Source organism: Bordetella genomosp. 9 (genome assembly GCF_002261425.1).
Lineage (GTDB): Bacteria > Pseudomonadota > Gammaproteobacteria > Burkholderiales > Burkholderiaceae_B > Bordetella_C.
In genome coordinates this window covers 811638-829545 of the sequence record NZ_NEVJ01000003.1, presented here as the reverse complement: position 1 = coordinate 829545, position 17908 = coordinate 811638, and the positions used below count along the sequence as shown (strand labels likewise).

The window sequence follows — 17908 nt, the reverse complement described above, 5'->3', positions numbered from 1 at the left end:
CCATATATGGAAGATCCACCATGACCCTTACCGAACTCAAGTACATCGTCGCAGTGGCGCGCGAGCGTCATTTCGGCCGCGCGGCGGAAGCCTGTTTCGTCAGCCAGCCGACGCTGTCGGTGGCGATACGCAAGCTTGAGGACGAACTGGGCGTCACCATCTTCGAGCGCGGCGGCGCGGAGGTGGGCGTGACGCCCATCGGCCAGCGCATCGTCGCGCAGGCGCAGAAGGTCCTGGAAGAAAGCGCCAGCATCAAGGAAATCGCCCGGCAGGGACACGACCCGCTGGCGGGGCCGTTGCGCGTGGGCGTGATCCACACCATCGGCCCCTATCTGCTGCCCCGGCTGGTGCCGGTGCAGATCGAACGCACGCCGCAGATGCCCTTGCTGCTGCAGGAGAACTTCACGCTGCGGCTGGTCGAGCTGCTGCGCCAGGGCGAGATCGATTGCGCCATCATGGCCTTGCCGCTGCCGGAGGCCGGGCTGGTCATCCAGCCGCTGTACGACGAACCTTTCCTGGTGGCCGTGCCCAAGGAACACCCCTGGGCGGACCGCAAGGAGATACCGGCGCAGGACCTGAAGCAGCAGACCATGCTGCTGCTGGGCAGCGGCCATTGCTTTCGCGACCAGGTGCTGGAGGTCTGTCCCGAGCTGTCGCGGTTTTCCGCGGCCAGCGACGGGATCCAGCGCACGTTCGAAGGATCGTCGCTGGAGACCATCCGTCATATGGTCGCGGCCGGCATCGGGATCACGGTGCTGCCGGTGACGGCGGTGCCGGAGAATCCGCCGGCCGACAGCCTGCTGCGCTATGTGCCGCTGGAAGCCCCGGTGCCGGACCGCCGTGTCGTGCTGGCATGGCGCCGCAGCTTTCCGCGCCTGGCGGCCATCGAGGCGCTGGCCCAGGCGGTGTACGCCACGCCCATGCCGGGCGTGCGCATGCTGGAAGGCGAGGCCGCCGCGCACCAGGACTAAAGCGCGGCGGGATGCGCGCGGCGCGTGGCCCGGGTCTCCGGCCAGCCGGACTTGCGGTCCAGCGTGTCGTAGCCGCTGTCTACACTGGGCGCGAGGGTGGATGCGCGGTCGCTGTCCTGGACGCTGCCCATATCGCCGACGTCGCCGATATCGGTGACATCGCTGATGGTGGCGTAGATTCCTTCCGTCGAATACCGGTAGGTGTCGGCGTCAACGGTGGCGACCGCCGCGGTGGGCGCGACAGGAGCGACGGGCGCGACAGGCGGAATTGGGGCGATTGGGGCGGCTACGGCAGGCGCGGCGGGCAGGACGGTCGCCGCGGCGCGGCGCTTGCCGAACAGCCACCTGGTCTTGGCATAGCCGTCGGCCCCCACCGACCGCGTCGACCGGGTGCTGGCGCGCACGCCGTCCCGCTCCAGCGAGGCGGTCCCAGTGGCCGCCGCCCACAGGCGCGGCATATCCATTTTCCTGGCCGGCTCGCGCGGCAGGCGGCGCGCGACGGCGTTCAGTTCATCCCATATTCCCGTTTCCTCCAGGATCTGTTCCACCGCGTGTTCGCGCCACGCTGCCGTGATCGCGCCGGGCTGGAACCGCGCGATGCCCAATACCTTCATGCCATCGTCCAGTCGCGCATGCAGGCCGGAAATCTCGCGGCACAGGCCGTGCGCCAGATCCTGCGCGAGGTCATAGCCGTTGGGCGTGCGCAGGTACCGCGCCCCCATCCGCACGCTCGCGGCCCGCGCGCCATGCTCGTGCGCGAGGCGCCCGAATAGCGCCGCATCCCTGACCAACTGCTGCAGCGTGCCGGGCAGGGATCCGTTCGCGGCGAGCATGTCGGGCTTGTCCAGCAGCGTTTCCAGCGCCCCCGCGTGTTCGAACAGCCTGGGGCCGAAGTCGGCCATCAAGCTATCGCGTAACGCATCCATGCGCCGCGCCGCCTGCGACCGCGCCGCGCGAACCAGATCGTCCATGAACGCATGCATGCTGCTGTCCGCGCTTGCGGGCAGTCCCGTGGCCAGCGCATGGATCAAGACGCCCAACTCGGCGTCGCCGACCTCCCGCAGCGCGGCGTCCAGGAGTATCGGCGTTTTCACCTGGTTGTCGGCCAGCATGCCGATGCGCTCCCGCAGCCCATGGAGCTGGAGAGGCAGCATGGCGCTGGTCACACCGCCGGTCGCCTGCAGCGATGCGCACCATGTTCGCAGGTAGGGGCCGGCATTGCGCCTGGCCGTCGCCGCGCGTATCGATGACCAGACGCCGGCCAGCAGCTGTTCGCTTTCGGCGCGCGCGGCGCCATCCGCGACCGTGGCGACCGTGGCGGTCAGGCTCCCGACGCCGCGAACGTGGGCATGCAGGGCGCCCATGTTCAGCGCGCGCAGTTGACGATCCTTGAGTCGCAGGGTTTCGCTGTCCACCAGGCGGCGCCATGCCGCCGGCGCCGCGTCTCCATATAGGCTGGCCAGCGTGGCGCGGGCTTCCCGGAGCGCTTCCAGCTTGTGCGGCGACAAGGGCTTGCCGTTCGCGCGCGCACCGGCGTCCAGCAGCTTCGCGATCGCGCGCTGAGCCTGTTTTTCGGGTTTCCGCACGTGCTTCGCGTAGGCATCGGCGCGCCGCGCGGCGCGGGCCTGGTAGGTCCTGGACGACAGGCGCGCGCCCCGGGCCACCGTGGTGGCCAGCGGCTTGTTTGCCGAGCGATCGACGCCATCGTTCGCAAGCTTGTCCGCGCGCGCGTCAGCGCGCTTCGGGGTGTCCATGCCGCGCGTGCTTCGCAGGCGATAAGTCTCACCCAGGATGCCGGTTTCTTCCAACACACCCAGCATCAATGATTGCCGCAATTCGTCGATCTCCGCCGCGGATGCATGCTCGGCCACACGGTGCTGGTCCAGCGTGCGCTGGATGCGTGCGGCGATCTGGCCCAGCGGCACGCGCAGCTTGCACAGCAAGGGGGCGACATGCGCCGGCGGCGCGGCGCTGGTGCCCAGGACGTCATTGGCGGCGTGCTCGAGCAGGAGGCGCACTGTTTCGGCCGGCGCCCACTGAAGCAGCGGCTCCTGGCTGTCCTGCGCCACGCCGCGGTCATGCCAGCGCTGGATGCTGGCATGCAGCAGGGCGGCTTCCTTGAACAGGGGCGCCTGCGCCTCGCCTGCCCAGGCCGGCACCTGCGTACGCAATTGCTCGCGCAGCAGCGTGCCGGCGGCCCCGGCCAGGCCGTCCAGCAGCTTGTCGATGGCGGCGGCCAATCCCCGCCGCGCGGCGGCGGGATCGCGGTCATAGGCCTCGGGCGCGTTCGCCGCCAGCCAGAAATCGAGCCAGCGCTTGTCCTGATGCAGCGCGGCGCGCAAGCCCCGCGGGTTGTCGCGCTCCGCCTTCAGGTCGCGCAGCAGCCCGTGCAGCATCGCATCGCCCGCCGCCGCCCCGCGGTTCGCCTCGTACATCAGCTTGACGGCCGGATAGAGAAAGTCGGCCGGGTCCTGGTCCTGCCCGCGCAGCATGTTCATGCGGTCCAGCAGGCCTATCAGGTCCTGGACCAGGGGCGCCGACGGCGATACCCGGCCGTCGGCCTTGCCGTGCGCCGCCAGGTAGTGGCCGCAGATGCGCTTGACCGGGGTGGCGGTCGCCTCCAGGGCAATGGCCGATTCCAGCGCACCGCGTATGGCCGCCGAGGCGGCGCCGGCCTGTCGCGGCCGGCCCAGGGGACCCAGGCGCAGCCTCATCAGGTTCTTGACGCGGCGCTTCGCCTGACGAGGGCTGGCGTCGGGCAGGTAGGCGCCCACGGTGCGGTCGAGCAGTACGCCGCGCAGCGTATCCTGGACCCGGGTCTGGGCGCGCAGGCGTGTTTCGTCGCGGTGCAGGCGGGCCAGCTCGTCGGCGGCTGGCGCATGCCGCGCGTCCGCGTACAGCTGCCTGGCGGTGGCGGCCAGGCGCTGGCGGCACCGCGCCGCCTTGTTCACGCGGGCTTCGTGCTCGCCGCGCACCAATGCGTAGGGCGCATGGGTGTGGCGCGCATGGACGGGCGCGTCCGCGGTCCACGCGCGCATACGCCTGGACAGGCCCTGGACCGCCGTGAACGCCGGTCCGCGTGGACGGCCGACGGGCTGGATTGAGAGGGAAGAAGTGACGAGCGAGAGGGGAGCCGGGCCGGCTCCGGTGATGGGGGGCATGATGTGACGTTGATGCTTGCAAATCGCGCGGCAAGTCTAGGCGCGTCGTCGCGGCCCGACCATAAGCGGGGGCGCACGCATGCCGGCGATTCGCCGACTGGCCCTGTAGGGCGAGGCTGATGGCTTGTAGGGCGCGCCCGACGAAGCGGGCGGACGCCTTGCTACGGCCGCGGTTGCGCCATGGGCGGTATGCGACGGGTGGGCGCCGGTATCCGCCAGGCCGAGCGGCGGCGCAGGGCGTGCAGTATCTTCAGGCCGTCGGGCCAGGGGCCGTAGCCGGCCGCCGCGTTGATGTGGCCCGCGCCGGGCAGCACCACCAGGCGGCTGCCCCAGTGCCGCGCGAACTCGCGGGCGCGAGGCAGGGCGCAATAGGGGTCGTTATCGCTGGCCACCACGACGCTCTGGAAGCCCAGCGGCCGCAGCGCGATGGGCGCGAAGGCGGCCAGGACCGGCGCGGCGCCGTCCCGTTCGATGTCGGCCGGGGCCACCAGCAGCGCGCCGGCCACGCGCCCATGCAAGGCGGGCGGCAGGGCGGCGGTGGCGATACAGCCCAGGCTGTGGGCGATCAGCAGGGCCGGCCAGGGCGAGGCTTCCACGCAGGCCGCCAGCGTGCCGTTCCAGTCCCGCGGATCCGGGTTTTCCCAATCGCGCTGGGCCACGCGCAGGGCGTGGGGCAGGCTGCCCTGCCACAGCGTCTGCCAGTGATCGGGGCCGGAATTCTTCCAGCCCGGGACGATGATCGGTTGAAATCGCATGCGACGATAATGCCGCCCGGCCTTCATTGCACAAACAACTTAATTTCTGTTTGGTTATATGGCTTCCGTTATATAAACGGAGTCGTTGAAATCGTGCATTACTTCGTTCAACGGGAGCCGACCGATATTTGCGGCACGCCCCTGGAGGCCCCGGGTCCGGCCTCGCTTTACGGTATCCTTTGGACCCTTCCGGCGGCCGACGGCCGGCGGAATCGCCCTGGAGGACCATAAGTCCACCATTTGGCATGGAGAGCAACAGGAGATGACGATGAAAAAACACCATCCAAAACCCCATCATTTCGCGGCCGCGGCCGCGCTCGCGCTCGCCGCCGGGATGGCCGCCATTCCCGCGCACGCGCAGACGCTGAAGATCGCCGCCGTGGGTCCGACCACCGGGCCTGTCACGCAATACGGCGACATGGTCCGCGAAGGCATCTATACCGCCGTCGAGCAGGTCAATGCCGCGGGCGGCGTCAATGGCAAGAAGTTGGAAGTCGTCGTGGTCGACGACGGCTGCGAGCCCAAGCAGGGCCCGACGGCGGCCAACCGGGTGGTGAACGAACGCATCGGTTTCGTGGTGGGCCCGGTCTGTTCCGGCGCCAGCATCGCCGCCGCGCCGATCTACGACCAGGAAGGCGTGGTCATGATCACGCCGTCCGCCACGGCGCCGGCGCTCACGGACGGCAAGAAGTACAACTTCGTCTTCCGCACCATCGGCCGCGACGACCAGCAAGGCCCGGCGGCGGCCGCCTATATCGTCGACAAGTTCAAGCCCAAGAAGGTCGCCGTCCTGCACGACAAGCAGTCGTATGGCCAGGGCATCGCCACCTCGGTCAAGAACCAGCTCGAAAAGGCCGGCATTCCGGTCGTCGTGTTCGAAGGCATCAACGCCGGCGACAGCGACTATTCGGCCGTCATCACCAAGTTGAAAAGCCAGAACGTCGACTTCGTCTACTACGGCGGCTACCACCCTGAAATGGGCCTGTTGATGCGGCAGGCCGCGGAACAGGGCCTGAAGGCGCGCTTCATGGGACCGGAAGGCGCCGGCAATCCGGACATCAATGCGATCGCGGGCCCGGCGGTGGAAGGCATGCTGCTGACGCTGCCGGCCGATTTCTCGCAGGATCCCAGGAATGCCGACCTGGTCAAGGCGTTCAAGGATAAGCAGCGCAACGCGGGCGGCGCCTTCCAGCTGACGTCCTATACGGCCACCATGGCCATCGTCGACGGCATCAAGGGCTCGGGCTCCACCGATCCCGCCAAGGTCGCGGCCTGGCTGCACAAGAACAGTATCGATACGCCTATCGGCAAGGTATCGTGGAACTCGCAAGGCGACCTGAACAGCTTCGCCTTCCAGGTCTACGAGTGGCACAAGGACGGTACGCACACGCTGGCGAAGTAACGCCGCGTCGCGCGGCTTCGGCGGGTGGGCGTGCCCGCCGTGCCGCGTACAGGAGGTTCCCACATGAGTAGCGGTGAAGCAGTATCCCCCATCGTCCGGCCCGACTTCATGCCGTACGAAGCGTTCCACAGCGCGTCGTCGGCTGTCGAACGCCTGATCGAAATCTACGAACGCAATACCGCGTTCCTGCGCGCCGGACTGCAGCGCGTGACTCAGGGCGACGACCTGCATGGGGTGCGGGTGCGCGCCTGCTATCCCAGCGTGCGCATCGCCGTCCACACCTACGACCAGGTGGACACCCGCCTGTCGTACGGCCATGTCGCCGAACCCGGCGTGTACCAGACCACGATCACGCAGCCGCGCCTGTTCAAGGACTACCTGACCGAACAGATCGGCCACCTGCTGCAGAATCACAAGGTGCCGGTGGAAGTGGGCGAATCCAATGTGCCCATCCCGCTGCATTTCGCCTTTCCCGAAGGCGCCTATGTCGAAGGCGAACATCTGGAGGCCCTGAAGCGCCCGCTGCGCGATATCTTCGACGTGCCCGACCTGGCCATTACCGACGACGCCATCGTCAATGGCACCTGGTACGGCCGCGAACACGAACCGCGTCCGCTGGGGCCCTTCACCGCGCCTCGCGTGGACTACTCGCTGCACAGGCTGCAGCATTACACGGCGACCGCGCCCGGACATTTCCAGAACTACGTCCTGTTCACCAACTACCAGTTCTACGTCGATGAATTCTGCGCCCGCGCCCGCGCCATGCTGGCCGCCGGCGAAGGCGACTACGATGCGCTGATCGAGCCCGGCAACCGCGTCATGCGCCGCGGCGAACCCATCGCCACGGACGCCGCGGCCGGCCGCCTGCCGCAGATGCCGGCCTACCACCTGACGCGCGCCGATCATTCCGGCATCACGCTCGTGAACATCGGTGTCGGACCGTCCAATGCCAAGACGATCACCGACCACATTGCCGTGCTGCGGCCGCATGCCTGGCTGATGCTGGGCCATTGCGCCGGCTTGCGCACGTCGCAGCGGCTGGGGGATTACGTGCTGGCGCATGGCTATGTGCGCGACGATCATGTGCTGGACGCCGACCTGCCCACCTGGGTGCCGGTCCCGCCGCTGGCCGAAGTGCAGGTGGCGCTGGAACAGGCAGTGGAGGAAGTCGCCGGCCTGTCGGGCTGGGAGCTCAAGCGCATCATGCGCACCGGCACGGTGGCGACCATCGACAATCGCAACTGGGAATTGCGCGACCATACCGAGCCGGTCCAGCGTTTCGCGCAGTCGCGCGCGATCGCGCTGGACATGGAATCCGCCACCATCGCGGCCAACGGCTTCCGTTTCCGGGTGCCTTACGGCACTCTGCTGTGCGTCTCGGACAAGCCGCTGCATGGCGAGTTGAAGCTGCCGGGCATGGCCACCGCGTTCTATCGACGGCAGGTGGGCCAGCATCTGGAAATCGGCATCCGGGCGCTGGAGCGCCTGCGCGACATGCCGCCGGAGCGGCTGCATTCGCGCAAGCTGCGCAGCTTCATGGAAACGGCGTTCCAGTAATCGGATCGTATGCCGGGCTATCCCGGCCCGGCCCCTATCGTGCACCGTCCGGCTTCGGCCTGTACCCGCACCGGCGTGCCGGCGGGCAGCGCCGTCAAGGCTTGCCAACTGGCGTCGTCCACCACCGCGATCGGCACCTCGATGCCATACAGCTCCGACGCCACGATGCAGCCCAGCGCCACGATCAGGTCGCGTTCGCGCATGATGATCGCGGCGGGGCCGGTGCCGTTGCGGATGGCTTCCGCCAGGACGCTGCTGCTGGAGCTGGACCCCTTGGCGCGGGCCATCAGCAGGCAGCTTCCCCGCAGGGACGCGCCGAACTGCGGATGGCGGGCTTCGATGATGGTGCCGGCCTGGGCGTCGTAGCCGCCCCAGAAGCTGAGCGGCTCCTGCAGGGCCAGCATGCCGCCCTGGCCATTGCCGGGCACGACCGTCACGGCGGAATAGTCTGGCGCCGTCGATGCGGCGGAATAGTCTGGCGCCGTCGATGCGGCGGATGATGTGGCCGATGACGCGGCGGATGATGGGGCGGAATCAGGCTTCATCGAAACACACCTTGCCGGCCAGCGCCGAACGCACGCATTCGCGCAGGCTGCCATAGGCCACCCGCACACCGATATTGGCGGGCGCGTAGTGCGCCCATTTGCCCGAGTTGGTCATGACCAGGCCGGTCGTCTGTCGCATGATGGGCGTGATGTAGGTACAGGTATCGGTGACAAACTGCACGCCCGCGGCACGCAGCCGATCGGCCTGGCCGGAGGCTTCCAGTTCCCACAGGATATAGCGGCTGGTATTCACGTAGAAGTCGACGGCGCAACGCGGTCCGTCGCCGGTCGGTGCGCTTCCGGTCGGTTCGCCCCCGATCGGTCCGCCCCCGGTCGGTCCGCCCCCGGTCAGTTCGCTCCCGGCGTGTTCCGCTTCGGCCGGTCCGGGCCCGGGCGCTGGCCGGCACAGCAGCCGTTCCAGTGCCGCGCATTCGGCCAGCGAAAAATGCGGCGTGCCGACGCTGACCGCCGCCAGCGGGGCGCCAGGGGCCGCCTGGTTCAGCGTTTCGCGCACCGCCCGCAGGTCGGCGCGCGTGACGGCAATGGTCGCGTCGGCCGCCCGTCCGCCCAGGGCGGCGTCCAGCGTGGGCGCTTCCGGCGTGACGCCCACGGCATGGAACAGCGCGATGGCGCCGCTGGAAGCCGCGGCCGCCCCCAAGGCCTTGAGCTCGTCTTCCGTGGTGTCGGCCGGCAGGCCGGTGATGGCGGGAATGGCGCCGCCCGCGCGCTTGCCCACCAGCAGGCCCAGCGCCGCGTACCAGATATCGCGGCTGGCCGGATCGCGCGGAAAATCCCCGGCGACCGCGAAAACGATGCCGGCATGGCGGTTTTCCGCCAGGTGCAGGCCGCAGCGCGGCGCCCGGCCGGTCAGCGCGGCGCACAGGTCCATGAAATCGCCGTAGCGATTGGTGCGGGCGCCCAGCACGGAATTGGCGAAGACGATGGCGTTGGACTCCGCCCAGGCGATCTGCTGGCCCAGGCGCGGCCGGTGCTTCAACTGGTAGGGCGCGCAGGTAAAGCTGGACTCACACCCGAGTTCGATATGGGCCTGCATCAGCCGCGTGCCCGCGCTGCGCAGCGCGTCGTCGCCGCGGAAAAGTTCGGGATGGATCAGGTCCATGGAGCCGACGTTCAAGGTGGTAGGCACCACGACCTTGCCGCCGCCTTCCACCAGCTTTTCGACGAAGTCCAGGCTGGCCTGGCCGTGGTACAGGCAGCCGTCGATGTGCGCGCTATCGATGTCGATCAGGCCGTCGGCGCCCATGACCGCCGCCGAGCGCACCAGTATGCGCATGGCCAGGGCGGCCGCGGGCCCGCGTTCGCCCTGGAGCAGAGCCTGGTCGTAGTCGGAAAGCGCGATCACGGGTCTTCCTTGGACGGGCTAAATGGCGATAAATGGCGATGAATGGCGATGAATGGCGATTGTAGGCGAGCCCGCGCGTATCGGGGCGCGGACCTGCGGACCTGGCCGCGCTGGCAATTATCTTAAAAAGAGAACGTAGATCGCAGTAGCATCACGTTTGAAGAATCAGGAATCCAAGATGGAAATCGCCGAACTGGAAATCTTTCGCGCGGTGGCTCAGGAACAGAGCGTGACGCGCGCGGCCAGGCGCCTGCGCCGCGTGCAGTCGAACGTCACCACGCGGGTCAAGAACCTGGAGGAAGACCTGGGCGCGACGCTGTTCCAGCGTGGCGGCAGGCGCATGCTGCTGACGCTGGAAGGGCAGCGGCTGCTGGAGTACGCCGACCGCATCCTGGCGCTGGCGGCGGAGGCGCGGCAGGCCGTGCGCGACGAGGCGCCGCGCGGGCCCTTGCGGCTGGGGTCGATGGAAGCCGCCGCCGCCAGCCGCCTGCCCGGCGTGCTGGCCAGCTTCAATCGCAAGTGGCCGGCGGTGCGCATCGACATCAAGACCGGCACCACGCAGGCATTGGCGGACGCGGTCGGCGCGCACCGGCTGGACTGCGCCATCGTCGCACACCCGGCGGGCGGGCGGCCGCAACAGGCCGATATGGAGCGGCTCGGCCCCGGCCTGGAAGGCAACTACCTTTTTTCCGAGCGCTTGCTGCTGGTCGCGCCGCCCTCGCATCCGCGCATCCGCCGCGCGCGCGATATCCGCGTGCGGACCATCGCGGCTTTCGCGCAGGGATGCACCTACCGCAATTGCGTGGACGACTGGCTGGCGCGCGACGGCGACAGCCTGGACGAGTGGGGCGTCCTGGAGCAGGGCTCGTATGCGTCCATCCTGGCTTGCGTGATGGCCGGTACGGCGGTGGCGGCGGTGCCGCAGTCGGTGCTGGACATGCATCCCGCCGCCGCCAGCGCGTCGACGACCTATCTGCGTTCGGTCAACAGCTTCCTGATCCGGCGCGCCGGATTCGGGACATCGGCCTACAAGGCCTTGTATGACGAGATGCGCCGCGCCGCCGACTGAGCCCCGCCGGCCACACGTTGCCGGTCACACATTGCCGGTCACGCCATGCCGGCCGTGTCCCGCGTCTTCCATCGCGATCGTGCCGGCCGGCTGCCGGCCGTCAACGACCACCCTGGCCACATCTCTTGAGGAGCGCATCCATGGCTGCCCGTATCACCACCCCGCTGGCCGAACGGCTGGGCATTTCCCATCCCATCATCCAGGCGCCCATGGCTGGCGTGGTGACGCCGGCGCTCGCGGCCGCGGCCAGCAATGCCGGCGCCCTGGGGTTTCTCGGCGTGGGCGCCATGACGGCAAAGTCCGCGCGCACGGCGATCGCGGAAACCCGCGCGCTGACGCAGCGGCCCTTCGGCGTGAACGTCTTCTGCCACGCGCCGGCGGTCGCCGACGCCGCCGTGGAGTCCGCCTGGCTATCCTATCTGGCCCCGGTCTTCCGTGAATTCGGCGCCGAGCCTCCCGCGGCCTTGAGCGAGATCTACAAGAGCTTCGTGGAGGATAACGCCATGCTGCAGGCCTTCCTCGATGAACGGCCGGCCGTGGTCAGCTTCCATTTCGGCCTGCCCGACGCCGCGCGTATCCGCGCGCTGCACGATGCCGGCATCTACCTGATGGCGACCGCCACCAGCGTGGAAGAAGGACGTCGGGTACGGGACGCCGGTATCGATGCGGTGGTCGCGCAGGGCTATGAAGCGGGCGGCCACCGCGGCGCCTTCGATCCCCGGGCGCGCGACGAACGGCTGGGCACCCTGGCCCTGACGCGCCTGCTCGTGCGCCACCTGGACGTGCCCGTGGTGGCGGCCGGCGGCATCATGGATGGCGCCGGCATCGCCGCGGTGCTTGCCCTGGGCGCGCAGGCCGCGCAGCTGGGCACGGCCTTCGTGTCGTGTCCCGAGTCGTCCGCCGACGCGGCGTTCCGCGCCGCGCTGGCCGATCCGCACGCCATGACGGCCATGACCACCGCCATATCGGGCCGTCTGGCGCGGGGACTCCACAATCGGCTGATGCGGCTGGGAGAAGCGCCGGGCAGCCCGCCGGCGCCGGATTATCCGATCGCCTACGACGCCGGCAAGGCCCTGCACGCGGCCGCCAAGGCGCGCGGCAACAGCGACTTCGCCGCCCAGTGGGCGGGGCAGGGGGCACGCCTGTCACGCGCGATGCCCGCCGCCGAGCTGGTGCGGACCCTGGCCGCAGAGCTGGAAGCATGCATGCCGGCCCCGGCCGGGGATGCGTCGCGCCGTTAAGCGCGGCTGTTTCCGTGTAGAGGCTCGCGCCGTCCGGCGCAGCGGCCCTCCGTATCGAAGGTCGCGCCGTCGGGCGCCGCCTCCCTGTGTGTCGAAGGTCGCGCCGTCAGGCGCCGCCGCCGTCTGTATCGAAGTGCCCCAGCAGCTTGCGCAGCAGCGGTCCGATAGCGCGCAGCTCCTCGAAGTGCGTGGACGACAGGGCGTCCAGCTTGTCCTGCGCCGCTTGCGTCAGGCCGATATGAACCTTGCGCCTGTCCGTCTCGTCGGGCCGGCGCTCGATGAGTCCCATGCGTTCCAGCCGGTTGATGAGCTCGCCGGCGCTGTGCGGCCGCAGCAGCAGCCAATCGGCCACTTCCCCCACGGTCATGGTCTCGCCGGGGGCCGCCTTGATGGCCAGCAGGGCCTGATGCTGCTGCGGCGTCAGGCCGCAGCCGGCGGCCGCCGTTTCGCTAAATGCCATGAACTGGCGCAAGGCGAAACGCAATTGCGCCAGGGCGACGAAGTCGGCTGGCTGCAGCGTATGGCTCTTTCCATCGGCACGGCGGCGCGTGGAAACCGCCGGACTGGGGTGGGGAGGGCGCGACATCCCGTTATGGTACCGCGTCGCCGTAGGGAAACCCCTACAGGAACTGTCCCGGAAATGCCGATAGAGGGCGCGCGCCCAAATCCGCACAATGCGCATGCCTGAGGTATGCATTGCGCGGATTTGGCCGCGCGACGCGGCGCGAAACACGGCGTGCGCTCCCAGGCCACCGACATTCCACCCACGGGACCGCCATGGACAGCCTACAGACCGAAATGCTTGCACATTCAGAATACGCCACCGGCCACGCGGCCTGGCGCGACACCTCGTCGCGCGCCGCGCCGGCGGCGCGGCCGGCATGCGACGGCTGCGGCGCCCGGCGCCTGTGCCAGGCGGCCCAGCTCTGCCGGGGTGGCGCCGAACGTCCGGTATCGCTGCCCGTCTGCTCCCGCAAGGTCGGCGCGGGGGAAGCGGTATTCCGCGCCGGCGACACGCTGCGCAACCTGTACGTATCGCGTGCCGGTACCTGCAAGACCACGCGGCTGTATCGCGACGGCCGCCAGCAGATCACCGGCTTCCCGCTGGGCGGCGATTTCCTGGGCATGGACGCGATCGCCACCGGCCGCCACGAGACCGAGGCGATCGCCCTGGAAGACATGGTGGTCTGCGTGCTGCCCTACAACGAAATCGATGCCCTGGCCGACGAGTTCAGCGACGTGCGCCGCAATATGGAGCGCATGCTCAGTCGCGAGATCGTGCGCGAATCGCGGCTGTTGATGCTGATGGGCAATCTCAGCGCGGAAGAACGCGTGGCCGCGTTCCTGGTGGATCTTGCCGACCGCTATGCCGAGCGCGGCTATTCGCCAGTCGCCTTCACATTGCGCATGAGCCGTGAAGAAATAGGATCCCACCTGGGCATGAAGCTGGAAACCGTCAGCCGCATGTTCTCCCGCCTGCAACAGCGCGGGCTGATCGCGCTGCATGGCAAGGAAGTCCGCATACAGGACCTGGACGCGCTGCGGCTGGTGTAAGCGCGGCGTCCGCATACAGGCGGTTTTCAGCGCCGGCCCGGTAAAGTCCGCGCCGGAATCCGCTGAGGGCCGCATCGTTCCAGCCGACTCGACGCCTGCCGGCGTACGGAGTGGGGTGTCTGCCGTCATCGGGGCTTGCAGCAACCGTCCCGTCTCTCTTCCGGCATGTCGACCCCAGCGAACTCCGCGACTCCCGCGATATCCGCGAACTCAACGACCGCGCCGCCGCCCACGGGCGAACAGTGGCTGGCGCTTGGGCGTGCGTTGCATGGCGCGGGCCGCCATGGCGAAGCCGTCAATGCCCTGCAGCGCGCCGCCGCGCAACTGCCCCTGGACGTCGAGGTGTATCGCGCCCTGGTCGCGTCCCTGGATGCGAGCGGGCAGGTCGCCGATGCCGCGTCCGCGCGCATCGGCATCGACGCCATCGAACGGCGCCGCGCGGTCGACCTGTTCGAGATCGGCCGCGTGTACGCCCGCCACAAGCAATGGGACGCCGCCGGCCACTGGCTGGAACGGGCCTTGATGATCGATGCCGGACTGCATGCGGCGCATATCTGCATGGCCTGGGTGCTGCGGCAGCTGGGCATGCGCCATGGCAGCGGCCGGCAGGCCTGCCGCGCCTACCGCGGACAGGCCGCGTTCGCCGCCGCCAGGCGCAACCGGCGCCGCACGGTGCTCATCGTGTGTTCGAGCGGCTTCGCCAACGTGCCTTTCCGGCACCTGGTCCCGCCGGCTTTGAATCGGGTCGTGCGCTGGGTGATCGACCTGGGCGTCGTCGGCATCGGCTGGGGACGCGCCGGCGCGCTGCCGCCACACGACATCGCTTTCAATGTCGTGGGCGACGCCGACCTGGGCGCCTTCTGCCGCGCCGAACTGGCGCAGTTCGCCGAGACGTCCACGGCGCCGGTCCTGAACCAACCCGCGCGCATCGAGCGCACCACGCGCGAGCGGATCGGCGCGCTGCTCGATGGCATAGCCGGGATATATGCGCCGACGACCTGCCGGTGGGCTGGCGCCAGCGCGCCGGCCGACGCGCTGCACGCCGCGATCGCCGCGGCGGGAATGGCCTATCCGGTCATCACGCGGCCGGCGGGCGAGCATGGCGGCAAGGGCGTCGTGCTGCTGACGTCGCCAGCCGATACCCTGGCGCAGCCGCCCGCGGGCGACATGTACCTGACCGCGTACCACGAGTACCGCTCCGCCGACGGCTACTACCGCAAGTACCGCGTCATCTTCATCGACCGCGAGCCCTATCCCTACCATCTGGCGATAGGCCGGCAGTGGCTGCTGCACTATTTTTCGGCGGACATGCTGTCCGAGTCCTGGAAGCTGGAGGAAGAACGCCGCTTCCTGGAGGATCCGCGCACGGCGCTGGGCGCGCCGGCCTGGGCCGCGCTGCGCGCCATCGGCGAGCGCATGGACCTGGATTACTGCGGCATCGATTTCTCGCTTCTGCCGGACGGCCGCGTGCTGGTCTTCGAAGCCAACGCCACCATGCTCGTGCATCCCGAAGTGGAAGACGACGGCCTGCGTTTCAAGAACGCCTACATCCAGAAGATTTTCGATGCCCTGGACGGCCTGATGCAGCGTCGCATCGCCGCGCCGGATCAAGCCGCCCGCACGTAGTCCGGGTAGCGCTTGCAGATATCGTCGACCTGGTTCAGCGTGCCCGAAAGGTGTTCGCGCAGCGCCTGCTGGGCACGCGCGGCGTCGCGCGCGACGATGGCGTCCAGCACACGCTGGTGGTCCTGCAGGATGCGCTGCGCCTTGCCGGTTTCCGGCAGATGCAGGCGGCGCAGCCGGTCCACGTGGCCGCTGTAGCGCTGCTCCAGTTCCCACAGCTGCGTCACGCCGGCGGCCTCGTGCATTTCGCGGTGGAAAGCCTGGTCGGCGGCGATGAATTGCGCGTATTCGTTGGCCTTCAGGCTGGCGCGCTGCAGGTCGATGTGGGCTTGCAGGCGGGCCGCCAGCAGCGGGTCGTCGCGTTGCGCCAGTACATGGACGATTTCCAGCTCCAGCGAACGGCGCAGGAAGTGCGCCTGGCGGGCCGCCGCGATATCGATGCGGCTGACTTCCGTCGTGTGCTGCGGAAAAATATCGACCAGGCCTTCTTCGCTGAGCCGCAGCAGCGCGTCGCGGATGGGCGTCTGGCTGAGTCCGAAGGCTTCGGCCAACTCGGGGCGCGGCAGGACCGTGCCGGGTGCGAGCTCCAGCGACACGATCAGTTCGCGCAGTTTCTCGAAGACCTGGGGGGCCGCGTGGCGGGACCGGTCCAGGCGCAGGGTCGATAGCGTTTCCGTCAGGGACATTGATGATTCACCGGTGAGCGATGGCGCGATGCCGCGCCGCCGGCGTTAGGATACAAACCGGAGCGGAATTGTAGCGGCAGGGCTGCGTTGACATACTAATACATTAGTGTTTCAATGCGGCCGAGACATAAGCCTGCACCGGCCTATCCGTGTTGCGCAACCCCATAGGGCGGCCCGCATTGGATCTCCGCGGTGGGCATCAAACGCCACACTCGGCCCGATAACCCTTAAATACGAGTGGACTCCATGACACGTACTTACGAGAGCCTGCGCAGCGCGCGCTGGATGGCCAAGGACGACCTGCGTTCCTTCGGCCACCGTTCCCGCATGATGCAGATGGGCTACGGGCCGCAGGATTGGGAAGGCCGGCCCATCATCGCCATCATCAACACCTGGTCCGACCTGCAGCCCTGCCACATGCATTTCCGCGAGCGCGTGGCCGACGTCAAGCGCGGGGTGCTGCAGGCCGGCGGCTTTCCGGTGGAGCTGCCGGCGCTGTCCGTGTCGGAGTCCTTCGTCAAGCCGACCACCATGCTTTACCGCAACATGCTGGCCATGGAGGCGGAAGAGCTGCTGCGCAGCCACCCGGTGGACGGCGCGGTGCTGATGGGCGGCTGCGACAAGACCACGCCGGGCCTGGTGATGGGCGCCATCAGCGCGGGCCTGCCCTGTGTGTACCTTCCGGCCGGCCCCATGCTGCGCGGCAACTGGAAGGGCAAGGTGCTGGGTTCCGGTTCGGATGCCTGGAAACTGTGGGACGAACGCCGCGCCGGCAACATCAGCAAGGTCGAATGGACCGAGGTGGAAGGCGGCATCGCCCGCAGCTACGGCACCTGCATGACCATGGGCACCGCCAGCACGATGACGGCCATCGCCGAAGCCATCGGCATGACGCTGCCCGGTGCTTCGTCGATACCGGCCGCCGATGTCAATCACATGCGCATGGCCGCCGAGTGCGGGCGCCGCGCGGTTGAAATGGTGTGGGAGGACCTGACGCCGCAAAAAGTCCTGTCGGTGGCGTCCTTCAAGAACGCCATCAACGTCGCGATGGCCATGGGATGCTCGACCAACGCCATCATCCACCTGGTCGGAATGTCGCGGCGCGCCGGCTGCGCGGTGGGACTGGACGATTTCGACGCGGCCAGCCGCAAGGTGCCGGTCATCGCCAATATCCGGCCCAGCGGCGATACCTACCTGATGGAAGATTTCTACTACGCCGGCGGGCTGCCGGCGCTGATGAACCGGATGAAGCAGCATCTGGACCTGTCGGCCATGACGGTCAACGGCAAGACGCTGGGCGCCAACATCGAAGGCGCCGAAGTCTACAACGACGACGTGATCCGTCCGCTGGACAATGCCATCTACGACGAAGGCGCACTGGCCGTGCTGCGCGGGAACATCGCGCCGGACGGCTGCGTCATCAAGCCCAGCGCCTGCGCGCCGCGCTACCTGCAGCACACCGGCCCGGCGCTGGTCTTCGACGATTACCCCAGCATGAAAGCCGCGGTGGAAGACGAAAACCTGGACGTCACGGCCGACCATATCCTGATCCTGCGCAACGCCGGGCCGCAGGGCGGCCCCGGCATGCCGGAGTGGGGCATGCTGCCCATCCCCACGAAGCTGGTCAAGCAGGGCGTGCGCGACATGCTGCGCCTGTCGGACGCCCGCATGAGCGGCACCAGCTATGGCGCCTGCATCCTGCATGCCGCGCCCGAGGCCTATATCGGCGGTCCGCTGGCGCTGGTGCGCACCGGCGACATGATCACCGTGGACGTGCCGGCCCGCAGCATCCACCTGAACATCAGCGACGAGGAAATGGCCGCCCGCCGCGCGGCCTGGACGCCGCCGCCGCGCCGCTACGAACGCGGCTACGGCTGGATGTATTCCAAGCACATCCTGCAGGCCAACGATGGCTGCGATTTCGATTTCCTGGAAACGGAGTTCGGCGCGCCGGTCTCCGAGCCCGATATCTACTGAGGAG

General features: G+C 68.7%; 14 protein-coding genes. 8 read left to right on the top strand and 6 right to left on the bottom strand.

Annotated elements, in window-relative coordinates; genetic code table 11:
- The first annotated feature begins 20 nt into the window (after window positions 1–20).
- Window positions 21–971, top strand: a complete 951-nt coding sequence (locus CAL26_RS14920; protein WP_094847663.1) for a LysR substrate-binding domain-containing protein — start codon at window positions 21–23, stop codon at window positions 969–971.
- On the opposite strand, the gene CAL26_RS14915 is transcribed toward CAL26_RS14920, so the two are convergent.
- Window positions 968–4009: a hypothetical protein gene (locus CAL26_RS14915; protein WP_094847662.1), complete on the bottom strand. Its 3042-nt coding sequence runs from the start codon at window positions 4007–4009 to the stop codon at window positions 968–970. The genes CAL26_RS14920 and CAL26_RS14915 overlap by 4 nt on opposite strands.
- Window positions 4010–4293: 284 nt before the next feature.
- Entirely contained in the window at window positions 4294–4887 is a 594-nt protein-coding gene (locus CAL26_RS14910) for an RBBP9/YdeN family alpha/beta hydrolase (protein ID WP_094849890.1), read from the bottom strand.
- Between the two features lie 268 nt (window positions 4888–5155).
- On the opposite strand from CAL26_RS14910, the gene CAL26_RS14905 reads away from it, so the two are divergent.
- Together CAL26_RS14905 and CAL26_RS14900 are read left to right on the top strand one after the other, a co-directional pair.
- The gene (locus tag CAL26_RS14905; protein ID WP_094847661.1) at window positions 5156–6289 is read left to right on the top strand and encodes a branched-chain amino acid ABC transporter substrate-binding protein; all 1134 of its coding nucleotides are present in this window, start codon (window positions 5156–5158) and stop codon (window positions 6287–6289) included.
- Between the two features lie 63 nt (window positions 6290–6352).
- A complete protein-coding gene (locus CAL26_RS14900; protein ID WP_094847660.1) occupies window positions 6353–7846 on the top strand; it encodes an AMP nucleosidase in 1494 nt (497 codons plus the stop codon).
- A gap of 17 nt (window positions 7847–7863) precedes the next feature.
- On the opposite strand, the gene CAL26_RS14895 is transcribed toward CAL26_RS14900, so the two are convergent.
- Window positions 7864–8391, bottom strand: coding sequence for an aconitase X swivel domain-containing protein (locus CAL26_RS14895; protein WP_094847659.1), 528 nt, complete (start codon window positions 8389–8391; stop codon window positions 7864–7866).
- Window positions 8381–9754 (bottom strand): aconitase X, encoded by a 1374-nt coding sequence (locus CAL26_RS14890; RefSeq protein WP_094847658.1) that lies wholly within the window; start codon window positions 9752–9754, stop codon window positions 8381–8383. Before CAL26_RS14890 ends, CAL26_RS14895 begins: the two co-directional genes overlap by 11 nt.
- A 178-nt stretch (window positions 9755–9932) precedes the next feature.
- On the opposite strand from CAL26_RS14890, the gene CAL26_RS14885 reads away from it, so the two are divergent.
- Both CAL26_RS14885 and CAL26_RS14880 read left to right on the top strand, forming a co-directional pair.
- On the top strand, window positions 9933–10823 hold the full coding sequence (locus tag CAL26_RS14885; RefSeq protein WP_094847657.1) for a LysR family transcriptional regulator: 891 nt from the start codon (window positions 9933–9935) through the stop codon (window positions 10821–10823).
- A 140-nt stretch (window positions 10824–10963) separates the two neighbouring features.
- A complete protein-coding gene (locus tag CAL26_RS14880; protein WP_094847656.1) occupies window positions 10964–12064 on the top strand; it encodes an NAD(P)H-dependent flavin oxidoreductase in 1101 nt (366 codons plus the stop codon).
- Window positions 12065–12170: 106 nt separating this feature from the next.
- Here the strand turns inward: CAL26_RS14880 and CAL26_RS14875 are convergent, their stop codons facing one another.
- The gene (locus CAL26_RS14875; protein WP_094847655.1) at window positions 12171–12650 is read right to left on the bottom strand and encodes a MarR family winged helix-turn-helix transcriptional regulator; all 480 of its coding nucleotides are present in this window, start codon (window positions 12648–12650) and stop codon (window positions 12171–12173) included.
- Between the two features lie 212 nt (window positions 12651–12862).
- Here CAL26_RS14875 and CAL26_RS14870 point away from each other — a divergent pair, with 212 nt between their 5' ends.
- Together CAL26_RS14870 and CAL26_RS14865 are read left to right on the top strand one after the other, a co-directional pair.
- The gene (locus CAL26_RS14870; protein ID WP_094849889.1) at window positions 12863–13618 is read left to right on the top strand and encodes a helix-turn-helix domain-containing protein; all 756 of its coding nucleotides are present in this window, start codon (window positions 12863–12865) and stop codon (window positions 13616–13618) included.
- 165 nt (window positions 13619–13783) lie between these two features.
- A complete protein-coding gene (locus CAL26_RS14865) occupies window positions 13784–15244 on the top strand; it encodes a tetratricopeptide repeat protein (RefSeq protein WP_143277437.1) in 1461 nt (486 codons plus the stop codon).
- On the opposite strand, the gene CAL26_RS14860 is transcribed toward CAL26_RS14865, so the two are convergent.
- A complete protein-coding gene (locus CAL26_RS14860) occupies window positions 15226–15927 on the bottom strand; it encodes a GntR family transcriptional regulator (RefSeq protein ID WP_094847653.1) in 702 nt (233 codons plus the stop codon). The genes CAL26_RS14865 and CAL26_RS14860 overlap by 19 nt on opposite strands.
- Before the next feature lie 246 nt (window positions 15928–16173).
- Here CAL26_RS14860 and araD point away from each other — a divergent pair, with 246 nt between their 5' ends.
- A complete protein-coding gene (gene araD, locus CAL26_RS14855) occupies window positions 16174–17904 on the top strand; it encodes an L-arabinonate dehydratase (RefSeq protein ID WP_094847652.1) in 1731 nt (576 codons plus the stop codon).
- The last annotated feature ends 4 nt before the right edge of the window (window positions 17905–17908 follow it).

Coding starts and splice junctions, on each gene's coding strand:
- CAL26_RS14920 (WP_094847663.1), top strand. CDS start 21: ATGACCCTTACCGAACTCAAGTACATCGTCGCAGTGGCGCGCGAGCGT.
- CAL26_RS14915 (WP_094847662.1), bottom strand. CDS start 4,009: ATGCGCGCGTGGACCGCGGACGCGCCCGTCCATGCGCGCCACACCCAT.
- CAL26_RS14910 (WP_094849890.1), bottom strand. CDS start 4,887: ATGCGATTTCAACCGATCATCGTCCCGGGCTGGAAGAATTCCGGCCCC.
- CAL26_RS14905 (WP_094847661.1), top strand. CDS start 5,156: ATGAAAAAACACCATCCAAAACCCCATCATTTCGCGGCCGCGGCCGCG.
- CAL26_RS14900 (WP_094847660.1), top strand. CDS start 6,353: ATGAGTAGCGGTGAAGCAGTATCCCCCATCGTCCGGCCCGACTTCATG.
- CAL26_RS14895 (WP_094847659.1), bottom strand. CDS start 8,391: ATGAAGCCTGATTCCGCCCCATCATCCGCCGCGTCATCGGCCACATCA.
- CAL26_RS14885 (WP_094847657.1), top strand. CDS start 9,933: ATGGAAATCGCCGAACTGGAAATCTTTCGCGCGGTGGCTCAGGAACAG.
- CAL26_RS14880 (WP_094847656.1), top strand. CDS start 10,964: ATGGCTGCCCGTATCACCACCCCGCTGGCCGAACGGCTGGGCATTTCC.
- CAL26_RS14875 (WP_094847655.1), bottom strand. CDS start 12,650: ATGTCGCGCCCTCCCCACCCCAGTCCGGCGGTTTCCACGCGCCGCCGT.
- CAL26_RS14870 (WP_094849889.1), top strand. CDS start 12,863: ATGCTTGCACATTCAGAATACGCCACCGGCCACGCGGCCTGGCGCGAC.
- CAL26_RS14865 (WP_143277437.1), top strand. CDS start 13,784: ATGTCGACCCCAGCGAACTCCGCGACTCCCGCGATATCCGCGAACTCA.
- CAL26_RS14860 (WP_094847653.1), bottom strand. CDS start 15,927: ATGTCCCTGACGGAAACGCTATCGACCCTGCGCCTGGACCGGTCCCGC.
- araD (WP_094847652.1), top strand. CDS start 16,174: ATGACACGTACTTACGAGAGCCTGCGCAGCGCGCGCTGGATGGCCAAG.